Annotated in this window: 12 protein-coding genes; all 12 read left to right on the forward strand. The window is 53.0% G+C overall.

The window, feature by feature from the left end:
* Positions 1 to 155: 155 nt before the first annotated feature.
* The 12 genes from ACOYW0_RS04025 (at position 156) to ACOYW0_RS04080 (ending at position 11022) form a co-directional block, all read left to right on the forward strand.
* The gene (locus tag ACOYW0_RS04025; RefSeq protein ID WP_482417282.1) at positions 156 to 1001 is read left to right on the forward strand and encodes a hypothetical protein; all 846 of its coding nucleotides are present in this window, start codon (positions 156 to 158) and stop codon (positions 999 to 1001) included.
* Between the two features lie 111 nt (positions 1002 to 1112).
* Positions 1113 to 1862: a class I SAM-dependent methyltransferase gene (locus ACOYW0_RS04030; RefSeq protein WP_482417283.1), complete on the forward strand. Its 750-nt coding sequence runs from the start codon at positions 1113 to 1115 to the stop codon at positions 1860 to 1862.
* A gap of 217 nt (positions 1863 to 2079) precedes the next feature.
* Positions 2080 to 2487, forward strand: a complete 408-nt coding sequence (locus ACOYW0_RS04035; RefSeq protein WP_482417284.1) for a hypothetical protein — start codon at positions 2080 to 2082, stop codon at positions 2485 to 2487.
* A gap of 304 nt (positions 2488 to 2791) precedes the next feature.
* Complete coding sequence (locus ACOYW0_RS04040) at positions 2792 to 3535, forward strand: Tim44 domain-containing protein (RefSeq protein ID WP_482417285.1); 744 nt, start codon at positions 2792 to 2794, stop codon at positions 3533 to 3535.
* A 113-nt stretch (positions 3536 to 3648) separates the two neighbouring features.
* The gene (locus ACOYW0_RS04045; RefSeq protein ID WP_482417286.1) at positions 3649 to 4122 is read left to right on the forward strand and encodes a hypothetical protein; all 474 of its coding nucleotides are present in this window, start codon (positions 3649 to 3651) and stop codon (positions 4120 to 4122) included.
* Between the two features lie 241 nt (positions 4123 to 4363).
* Positions 4364 to 4981, forward strand: coding sequence for a class I SAM-dependent methyltransferase (locus ACOYW0_RS04050; RefSeq protein WP_482417287.1), 618 nt, complete (start codon positions 4364 to 4366; stop codon positions 4979 to 4981).
* 298 nt (positions 4982 to 5279) lie between these two features.
* Entirely contained in the window at positions 5280 to 5591 is a 312-nt protein-coding gene (locus tag ACOYW0_RS04055; protein ID WP_482417288.1) for a hypothetical protein, read from the forward strand.
* 335 nt (positions 5592 to 5926) lie between these two features.
* A complete protein-coding gene (locus tag ACOYW0_RS04060; protein ID WP_482417289.1) occupies positions 5927 to 6910 on the forward strand; it encodes a CsgG/HfaB family protein in 984 nt (327 codons plus the stop codon).
* Between the two features lie 95 nt (positions 6911 to 7005).
* A complete protein-coding gene (locus ACOYW0_RS04065; RefSeq protein ID WP_482417290.1) occupies positions 7006 to 8439 on the forward strand; it encodes a hypothetical protein in 1434 nt (477 codons plus the stop codon).
* Between the two features lie 293 nt (positions 8440 to 8732).
* Complete coding sequence (locus ACOYW0_RS04070; protein WP_482417291.1) at positions 8733 to 9539, forward strand: S1 RNA-binding domain-containing protein; 807 nt, start codon at positions 8733 to 8735, stop codon at positions 9537 to 9539.
* Between the two features lie 446 nt (positions 9540 to 9985).
* The gene (locus tag ACOYW0_RS04075; RefSeq protein WP_482417292.1) at positions 9986 to 10621 is read left to right on the forward strand and encodes a hypothetical protein; all 636 of its coding nucleotides are present in this window, start codon (positions 9986 to 9988) and stop codon (positions 10619 to 10621) included.
* A gap of 14 nt (positions 10622 to 10635) precedes the next feature.
* Positions 10636 to 11022 carry a DUF1294 domain-containing protein gene (locus tag ACOYW0_RS04080; protein ID WP_482417293.1) on the forward strand — a complete coding sequence of 129 codons (387 nt, stop codon included), beginning with the start codon at positions 10636 to 10638 and terminating at the stop codon, positions 11020 to 11022.
* The last annotated feature ends 80 nt before the right edge of the window (positions 11023 to 11102 follow it).

Here is an 11102-nt window from a genome sequence, read left to right on the forward strand (position 1 = left end):
GGATGAATAATCTTTGAACATCCCAATCCATTCGGTCCCGATATCGCTCCATGCATTCAAGACTGGCCTTCCTGGATTCCTGATAGTTGGAGTGATGGTAGGGTTAGATAATATCTCTGGAGTACCCACATAATCCACACAGGACACCACAAAACATGATGAATAAACTCATTCTCACTCTGATCTTTGTCTTGAACGTTCACACCGTTTTTGCTGAACCGGACCTTGAGACGTTCCTGTTACTCAACCTGCCTTCCAGCGATATCGTCCAAGCAGATGCCAGGAAAATGGATTCAAGGGTTCAGATATACGCAAAAAGCCAGGTATCTGAAGATGTGGTGGTCGTACTGTATGCGGCAACCCAGACCGGCCCCCATCCTGAAGACAAGGGCCATACCGCCTACCTGTCCACCGTAAACATATCCGGGGACTCGCCTGCGGTTCTGTCTTCCATGGACATCACCGATCGTCTGACATCGTATACTGAGTATCCCGGCCACTTTTCCGAGATGGACGGCGTCATGGAATCATTTGAGATACCGGAGGGCAAGAAGGGGATCCATGTCAACCTGTGGTCTGTGCTGGCAGGGTCCGGACACCTGAGCTCATCCTCAGACCTGTTTGTGTCGATTCTGCCGGACTTCTCCTTTCAGCCCGTTCTGTCATTGCCTGGCTCAAGTACCTTCTCCAAGGAAGGATTTAAACTCTTTTCGTCAGGCATAACATATCTGTTTTATGGAGACATCGACGCAGACAGCGGTAATGAAATCCTTGCCTTGGACACACAGTATCGTTCAGAGGTATCCCATGACGCGTATATCACGTTGAATCCCACCATGCGGGTGTTTAAATTCAATGGCCAGGAATATGTCCCTACCGGATCCATAAACATGTTCGAAGAAACGAAAATCGACGTAAAGCCATTTCACTTTTCGAAGAAAATCATGTACTCCAGTGTGCCTGCGGCTCTGAACTCTTTGTTTGACTGCCAAGGCAGCTAAGGTAAAGAGCTAATAGAGCCTGTCCCCATACGGTTTTATTGCACGAGATGCTGTGGTAAAGAGGTGGAGCAACGGGCTGGCACATGGCCCGGAAAGGATCTGCCACCACCCATGAAACTGTCACAGCGGATGCTCAAGGCTGGATGGAACATCGTCCCTGGACGGGATGGTACCTACACGGTGCATGCATCACATGCCAGGCAATGCACCTTTTCATCGGCAACGGGCCACTGGTCCGTCCCCCTTGAGCGCATAGAAAAGGCCCTGGCAGCAGACCTTGCAAACATGGCCTCCCATGCCCACGCCCCCATGGTCACCGCTTCCAGGCTCACGGCCCTCGACCATTCCAGGCGATCATCCCAACCCCTTCGATACCTATGCGACCAGGGCCTTGTGAGGGGCCGCACGGTATTGCACCTGGGAACCGGTCGCGAATGCATGGCCCGTAAGGACCTGCTGGCTGCAGGAGCTCGTGACGTGGCGGACTATGACCCCAACTTTTACCCGGACAGGGACGTTCTGAAACGGACGTACGATGTCATCATCGCCAGTTATGTTCTCAATGTCCTGCCCCCTGAAGACCGCGCCGAAGCCTACCGATGCATCGAGGGGTGCCTTCACACCGGGGGAACCGCGTACCTCACGGTCCAGGGAGTGTGGCCAGTGGAGCACAAATACAAGATAATCGGCAGGCACGAAGATGGTTACCTCATCCAAACCGGGTACAACACCACCTTTCGGAAAGGGTATGCCCCGGCCATGTTTGTTGATGAACTGCGCAGAACCCTTGGAGGCACCCCCAAGGTCCTCAGGATGTTTTACAGCAACACCCTTGCTTCCTGGACAAAGGATGACCGCTAAAAGGATACCAGGTCCTGATGCACTTGGTTTGCCTGACCCGCTTGCCTACGGCCACTAATACTCACTTGCAATTATTGAGATCAAAAGGTAAGGATTCATCCAGGCTATCCAATGGCGTCCATGTAGCCTGCAGGCCCGCCAACCCTTTGACGTGATGCGTTCAGGGACATTGTCATCAGGATCAACGTGCATAAAAAGTAGAAAGACAAGCCTCACTATGTTTGGTAGCAAAGATAACACCCAGGACATTACCGCTGAAATCATTGAAAAAGTGAGACAAACAGATCAGCAGCAGAAACTGGAAAATGAGCGAAAAGAGTCCATCGACAGTGTCATTGATGTGTTGGAAGACATGGTTGACATGCCAAGGGATCAAATCGAAAGCCTGGCTCGTGAGGTAGCCGAAAAGCATGAAAACGACCCGGAGACCCATCCAGACAGCATCGACAGCGGCACCAATTGGTATGATCATAACTGGAAAGTGGTTCTGCTTTTGATTTTTTTCTTTCCACTTGGGCTCTATGGGCTGTGGAAAAGCCCTCACTTCAAAAAGCCGACAAAAATCATTATTTTCATCACGTACTTCATTGGTCTTGTGGGCTCCTTGTTGAGTAACCCCACCTGAGAAAATCAAGACCTATTCTTATTTTTTTCCAAATCTGGCCAACGGAAAACCCCAGAGGGTCTCACCTCCCTGCCGGTCACCGGCACGGGCTTATCCCTTGGCCAGAGCCATGTTTCACACCCCTTCCCTGCCCGCCATTCCTTGAGCCCTCCTGCCTGCATTTCTAACCAGGCGTCTGCCTTGTTATTTTTATCATTGTTTTTTACTCTTGATTGTGCTCAATTGTCGCGCTGGAATTGACTATTGGTGATTATTTGCGTCGCTGTGAGGGCTGACGCCAACAACATATCAACACAAGGACACCATGAATTTTAAGATAAAAACACACCACTATATCCTGGCGGCATTGATTGTATGCGGAACCCTGTTCCTTTTGGGCGTTTTTCCCGAGGAGGCCATGGCAAGGGCCGGAGGTGGCGGCGGGTTCGGTGGGTTCAGCAGCTCCAGGGGCGGTGGTGGAGGAAGATTTAGCATCTGGGGCATTCTTTTGACGCCATTTTTCATGATGTACTCCGGCATCACGACCACCATGCTCGTCAAGAAAAACAAGCAATGCAAGGGCCTCATCGAGCAGCTCGCCGCCCATGATGCCTCCTGGGACATGTCCAACATCAAATCACGGGTGGAGATTGCCTTTTTCAAAGTTCAACAAGCGTGGATGGAGCGCGATCAGGAGGTAGCCCGGGACTACATCAGCGAACGGCTCTACCTGAAGCACAAAACACAGACCGACATGATGATTTCCCAGAACAGGCAGAACATCCTCGAAGGCATCAACCTTGAAGAGGCCAAAATCGTCGAAGTTGCAGACTACAAAGACGATTCACGGGACAGGTTCTGGGCCCATATCAAGGGCCGCATGGTCGACTACACCATCGACACCACCAGCGGGGAGCTGATTTCAGGCAAAAAAGATGCGCCCGAAGGGTTTGTCGAGTTGTGGAAATTCATCAGGGGCCCCGAAGGCTGGGTTCTGGATGAGATCGACCAGACGGTCACCATGTCCGACATGAAAGGGTTTCATTCCTTCAGCGAAGAACTGAAATAACAAACTTGGGTAGTCCCCTCAGCCCATAGCCCACTTAAAGCAGGGCTGTTTTTGCAGCAAAGCACCTTAAGCACGACCACTGAAAGACGATTTAGAGCATAAAAGGATACCGCATGTTAAGCAGCGATATATATGACACCCTCACACTTCCAGAGGACGCCAAGAGCTACATTGACGGCCTGGATGACTATGATGATCCCTACTTCATCTGTATCAAGGTAAACAAAGACGAAAAACAGGCGCCAGGCCTCTTAAAAGAAGCCCTGAACAGCAAAAAAGAGGCGTTTTACAGTGTCGCCGCCTTTGCCATCGGTGATGGGTTGTTCCTCCTGTCCATCGACGCTGAAAAAGAGGACATTTCAGGCTTTGCAAACGAAATGAAAATCACCTGTACCGACCATGGGCTCGTTGCCCACATCTCCGTGTTTCGCCACAACTGCCTTGGAGAAGCCATGGAAACATTCAAATGGTGCACCCAGTTGCTGGAAGAGGTGATGAAAGGCTCCCCGGATGCGTCCGCCATTGGGGTGAATGACTTTACGGACAGAGGCAACTGGCCGGGTATCGCTGCATACCAGGGCCAGTAGGCCTTCATAAACCGTTACGCCTGGATACCATAAACGTCCGGGCGTAACGGTAAAAAGCCAATTGTCAGTATTCGGTTGATACGAAGCACCCTACCCTTTGAAAATCCGCCTTCGGCTCATTACATCACTGAAATACCAGCCTTCTTTCATCCTCTCCACGCTGTTTATTTTCCTGTTGCACCCCATCACAGACCGTTTTACGATCATTCACGCATCCCATGACACGAAAAGGGGGGGACAGGTGAACCATCTCAACTGGAAAAGATACTGCCACAAGACAAACGACATACCTCCCAGGCCTACGCTTGTAAAAGCGCTGTCTTTTTTTGACCATGAGCCCTTCCATGGCGCAGAAAAAATCGCTGTAGACCTGGGGTGTGGTGCCGGTGGTGATTCCCTGAAGCTCCTGACTGCGGGGTGGTCCGTCTTTGCAGTCGACAAGGAACCGGAAGCCATACGCGCGGTTGAGGATAAAGCCGCTCCCCATGCGAACCACCTGAAAACCCGCGTGTCGATGTTTGAAGAAATTCAGTCTTTGCCAACCGCTTTGCTGGTAAACGCCAGCTTATCCCTCCCATTTTGCAGACCGGAGGCATTCCATACCCTCTGGAAGATTGTTGCCAGTTCCATCCAGCCTGGTGGTCGGTTTGCCGGGACCCTTTTCGGTGACCGCGATGAATGGTCGGCCAACACAGCCATGACCTTCCTGAGCGTGGATCAGGTCTACGGCATGTTTTCCGGCTTTAAGATGGAGTATTTCCATGAACGCGACGAAATGGGCCCAACAGCCACGGCAGGCGATAAGCACTGGCATTCCTATTCTGTCGTTGCAAAGAAAATACACGTCATACAAAAATGACTTAAATCAAATTCGCATTGTGGCAATTTACCGATCTATACATCTGAAAGTATGTGCACCCCGCCTCTGTACTCGCGAAAAAGCAATCACAAATACACACCTCATTTTTTTATTTACTTTTCTTTTAAAAAGTATAAATATCTCAAAAAGTGATTCGCCATACACATAGAAATGACCACCCAGCGAACGTATCAATTCAACCCCATGGGCATAGCCCCAACACTGTTCACAGCTAAGCGCTTCAGCATTATCCAGCAAGCATTCAGAAAACAATTTCAATGTTATGGAGGTAACCGCAGTGGATGTATCGTGGAAAGTAGCAATTAAAGTCTGGTTCAGCTTCCTTTGGAGAACCATTGCCTTCTCTGTTCTCATCGGAATCATAGTAGGCCTTTTCTTCGCCCTCATTGATGTCGGTGGAGCCATCATGTTACACGAACGTTCCATTACGGCAAAATTTCGCCCATTTATCATTTGGGCCTCCATGATTCCTGTTCAAATTATAGCGATAAAGGGAGCCCTGAAGGCAGAGTACAGCGACTTCCACATCAGCCTCGTAGATATCAAACAGGGTTTTTCAAAAAAAGTACTCATTAAAAGCCCATCCTGATTCCATCGTAGACATCGGGCACAGCGCATTGGCTTCAGCAGCCTGCCGTGCCCGATTCCGAAAACAACCGCGATGCGTCCAGCACCCCCACCCGTTGCCCTTCCGAAAACCAGTCGCCCCATCCCCTTCCGGACGACCTTGTCCCACACCTACCAGCCAGTCACAATTTTTAGAAACAAATTGACTAAATATATTGGGCTATAGTAGTACCCTTCGATTCTGGGTTGACATTGTGTTGTTCCTTATTGCATCGAATCCGAGGGGGTCGTATGAGATTTTGTTTTATTAAAAAATGCACCATTTCTGTATTTTCCTGTTTTTTCATTTGTATCCTGATGACATCCTGTGCATCCAAGCTGAAAGTGCCGCGCCTAAAGCCTGCTGAGATCAACCTTTCATCATACAAAAATGTCACGGTCTTTCCCTTTAAGGGGACCCATGGCCGCGAAATCAGCGACACCCTGACGCAACAGCTCTTCGAGAGCGACCGGTTCCATGTTCTGGACCGGACGAACCTGAACCGCATCTTAAAAGAACAAAACCTCTCCATGTCCGATATTGCCAACCCAAACAACTCCGTCAGGTTAGGTAAAGTCATGGGCAGCAGTGCGTTGATCTTCGGGCAGGTGTACAAACGAAAATACTCCCAGAAACGAAGCTCCTCCAAGGCAACCTGCCGTGAGGACGGGAAAAAATATTCATGCCGCCGCTACAAGGTAAAGGGCAACTGGCATCTCAAGGTGGGCTTTAAAATGGTGGACACCTCCACCGGTGAGATCATCGCAACCAAAGTAATTGACGAGACCAAGTCCAAATCCAAGTCGCGACGGGAAGAAAGGCCGGAGGTCACCTGGGACAAAGAGAAGGTGTTCACCTCTTTGCAAGATAAATTGATCGGCAAGTTCATGAGAATGATCGCACCTTACACCGTTTACAACAGCGTGAAACTCTATGACGACGATGACCTCCCCTGGCTTGAGACCGGCATTAAATTCGCCAAAACTGGGGACTGGGCAACGGCCATCGAGATGTTTGAAACCGCGGTTGCCGAAGCAGAGAGAAACCCCGACATCGATGAAAAACTTCGGGCACGGGCCCATTATGACCTGGGCGTGGCCTACGGCTACAGCGGCCACTACACCAAAGCCCTGGAACAGCTGAAGCGGGCCTGCACCCTCAGCCCCGACGATGTATTTTTCAAGGAGCTCGAAAAAATCAAACAGTTCAGGCTGGACGACAGGCTGCTGAAAGAACAGGGCGTCACATCGTCGCGCCGTTGCAATACGGCGCATCTCACCATTGTGACCATGGCGTCCTGATACGCTGCTGACTGGTATTCTGGGCTTCCGGGTCAGCAAGGGCGCTTGCACCCTGCCTCGGAAACCCACCACCCATTTCGGAGATCATCATGTCCATGAAAAAACTGATCCCTGTTGTCCTTCTCATCCTTGCGGCAGGCTGCAGCGCAGGGCAGCCCGCCTGGGTGACAAACAGCACACACCCCGGATATGCACCGGACCAATTCCTTGTGGGGGTGGGCCTCTCCTCCCGATCGCGGGACCCGCAGGCAGATGTGCAGAAAGCCGATGCCAACGCACGCCTGGAGGTGGCCAAGCAGCTGAGGGTCAATATCCAGAGTAGCCTCAGCTCACGTAAAAAGCAGAAAACCAGAGCGTCTTTGCCCCAGACCTACATCTCGGAGACAGCCATCGACTCAACGGAAAACGTCGACATCCTGCTCCAGGGAATCACCATCGCCGATCGCTATTACAGCAAAAAGGACCAGCTCCATTACGCCATTGCCGTGCTGAATAAACCGGAAACTGCCCACCGGCTGGCATCGGAGATGACTCGTCACAGCGCCCGTGTCTCTGAATTATCCCGCCAATGCAAAGGGCTGTTGGTAAAAGGGGACACCATCGGCGCCCTGCACAAGGGAATCAAAGCCCTGGACCATTACCGCAGGTACATGGACAACAGGCAGATGATCGCCGTCCTGGCCCCCATGGCACCGGCGGGCAAGGAGACGCCTCCCCGCGACCCGTACGATGAAGTGGCAAAGATCAAAGGCAGCCTGAGCCTCATGGGCCTGGGCGGAGACATGCAAACCGCCAAAAAGGGCAGCGGCCTTGCCGAGCCATTGCGCGTTAAGGCCATGGTCCATGGCACCACGCCCCTGGCCAACCTGCCGGTAAAGGCTACCTTTTCACCGGGATCGACGAGTAAAGCCCAGGCCGTTGTCACAGGCCCGGGCGGCAAGGCTGCCGTCCGTATCCTGGAGGTGACCGCCACCCAAACACCCCTCAACCCGGTTGAGGTAACCGTGGACTGGAACCGCATCATCAAAGACGCGTTGGGTGAAAAGCCCGCCCCCTCGTGGGAGGGGGTTTTGTCCGGACCTTCGGTACGGTTTACCTATGCGTTGAGAACGCCCGAAACATCCTGTGTGCAGCTCAAGATCCACACCCGTCAGAACGACGCCGGTGTCGATGCAACCTCCATACTCTCTCCGGTGAGTGCCGACCTTTTCAGGAAAAAGGGGTTTCAGGTGCAAAGCCGTGGCCAGCATAGTGACAGGCCCACAAACGGTTCAGGGTCCAAGGCAACGATCCTCGTCGTTGAAAAAGTCGACGTGCAGTATTCCGGCAGGCGCGGCCGAGGCGTTGTCTACCGCGCACGCATGTCGGTGACCGCCTACGACACGGCCAGCCGCAGCATCATCGCTTCCGCCCACGGGACGGCCCTTGGCGGCGCGAGCAGCAGAAAGGCTGCCGCCGAAAGGGCCATCAAGGACGTGGCAAACGATCTGCTCCCTAAGCTTGCTGCCCGCATGGCCGAGGGTCTGTAGCGAGTGGAATAACAAAAATCAAAAGCAATGCCTCCGGCGGCGAGGTGTGCCACCTCGAAAGCAGGTTGCGAATGCGCTTTCCCCTTCGTTCCTCAGGGAAAATCACATTCGCTATTGATTCAGATTAAGCCGAATCTGTTTTTAAAACCTGTTTATTAAACTTTTTAAAAGTTTAGCTCCCGGCAGGGCCGCCGGAGGCATCTTTAACCTGGCTGCCTCCGGCGACGAGGTAAGCCACCTAAAAAGCGGGTTGCCGCTGCACTTTTCAGCACCGCGCATATTCAGGAGTACCCATGAATAACGAGAATCAATGGGAGGCCATTGCCCTCCGCTACCCGGAAGGGCAGAAAGTCCGAGGCCGCGTCACCCAACTGCAGCCCTACGGATGCCTTGTGGAATTAGAAGACGGTGTGAAAGGATTGCTCCACGCCACGGACCTGCACTGGACCGACAAGACCCTCCGCCCAGCCGACATGCTCAGCCAGGGGGACCTTGTGGACGTGATGGTCCTGCGGGTCAACACAAACAGCGGCGCCATCTCCCTCGGTCTCAAACAATGCGGGGAGAACCCGTGGGAGGACCTGGCCGCACGCTGCCCGGAGGAAAGCCGTGTCCGTGGTCGCGTCACCCGGATCGTGGACTACGGGTGTTTTGTTGAAATCGAAGATCGCTTCGAGGGCATTGTCTATGTCTCCGAGATGGACTGGACCAACACGAACATTCACCCCAGCAACGTCGTTCAGGTGGGTGACACCATCGAGGTCATGGTTCTGGACGTCAACGCGCATAAGGGTTCCTTCTCTTTGAGCCTTAAGCAGTGCCACCCCAACCCGTGGGAACAGTTTGCCGAGACCCATAAGAAAGGCGACAGGGTCCGGGGCACCCTCTCATCTGTTAGCAACATCGGCCTTTTTGTGACCTTGGAAGGAGGGGTTACCGGCCTGACATTCTACTCAGACAGCCCGTACGAAAATGGTGAAGAAGCCATCTCCCACCTCACCGAAGGGGATGATATCGATGCCGTTGTGCTGAGCATCGACGCCGAGCGGGAACGCATCTGCCTGGGGATCTCTCTGCCGTGCAAGGATGACAACAGGTAATACCGTCCTGCGCTCCGGGAGAGAGGCATGCGCCCTTTTCGAGACCTGCGGGCCCATCTGCCCTCTCCCGGCCCGCCCTCTTTTGCTTCAGACAAATCCCCTTCAGGGTGAACGCATTTAGAGTTTGGCTTCCGGCGACCCTGCCGGGGGCCAAACCTTTGAAAAGTTGGACAAACAGGTTTTATTTCTTAAAGATTCGTCCCTGCAGGGCATAGCCCATCTTCTTTTTCTATTTATTATCCGGAAAGGTTTTGCGGAGCTTTTTTCAAAAAGCGCCCCGCCGGAGGCAACTGCATTTTTAAATGCGTTGGCCCTGAAATCCCCTTTGCCTCACCTTGTTGCCTGTGGTACCCATCGAATACGTCATTTTACGATGCCCAGCGCTGAGCCCCCGGCCTGTTTCGCGCATCTTCGAAAAAACGCATACCATGGGAAATCCGACGCATATGATGATCAGCCAGGAAGCCATCAGAAAAAAATTCGGCGACGACTACACCGCAGACGAGCGCACCTTCATCATGGGAATCGATGAACGCTTCACCTCACACTTTGCGAAGCGGTTCTCCGGCCGCTGTGTCCTGGAGACATGCAGCGGTGCGGGATTCACGACCATCTCCCTTGCCAGGACAGCGGCCCGGGTAACAACCGTTGAAATCCATGGACCCACCCGGGAAAAAGCCATCCAAAACGTTCATCGGGCAGGGCTTTCGGAGCGGGTGTCCTTTGTCTCAGGAGATATCATGAACCCTGAGACCATAGAGACCCTTTCCATGATCGACGCGGTGTTCATGGACCCGGATTGGGCTGTCACCGGTCCCGAGCATGTGTATCGGTTTTTAGGCTCCAATACACAGCCGCCTGCGGACGTTCTTCTGGGTAAGATGCTATCCATCACCAAAAACGTGGCCATGGTGCTGCCGCCCTTTATCGACACGCGGGAGTTCGAGGGCCTTCCTCCCCATGAGCGTGAACGCCTCTTCCTGGGGGACAGCCATGAGCTTTTCTGCCTCTACTTCGGCGACCTGGCACAAACCATCGGCACCACCGACTTTCGGGTAAAAGAGACCTCGGCGTTGCCGTGAGAAGGGACCATGTGATGGGGAGATTGCGAATCACGGCTGCCGCCTGCTTCCTGCTCGGCATCTTGATGGCCGCCTGGCTCGGAGAAGTGTCGGAGACCATAGCAGCCGTCTATCTTGGCGGAAGTATCGCGGCCTTCCTGGCCTATGCGCTGGACAAATCCGCTGCCAAGGGAAGCAGGTGGCGAACCCGGGAGAGAACGCTTCACCTGCTTGCCCTTGCCGGTGGCTGGCCCGGAGCCATCATCGCCCAGGAATCCCTTCGCCACAAAACCAGGAAAAAATCGTTCCGCGCCCTTTTTTGGGTAACCGTCACCCTGAACGGCTGCGGCCTGTTTTTATACCTCAGGCCGGACACCGTTCAACGGGCGATGCTGAGCTTTGAAAGGTACCTGACACGTTAGCCCGGTTCGCCCGAAGGGTGAAAAACGCGATAAGAAAACGGTGAAATACATTTTGCATTTTTAAAATATCGTAACTATTC

It is taken from the genome of Desulfoluna sp. HI9BLuna, assembly GCF_056829775.1.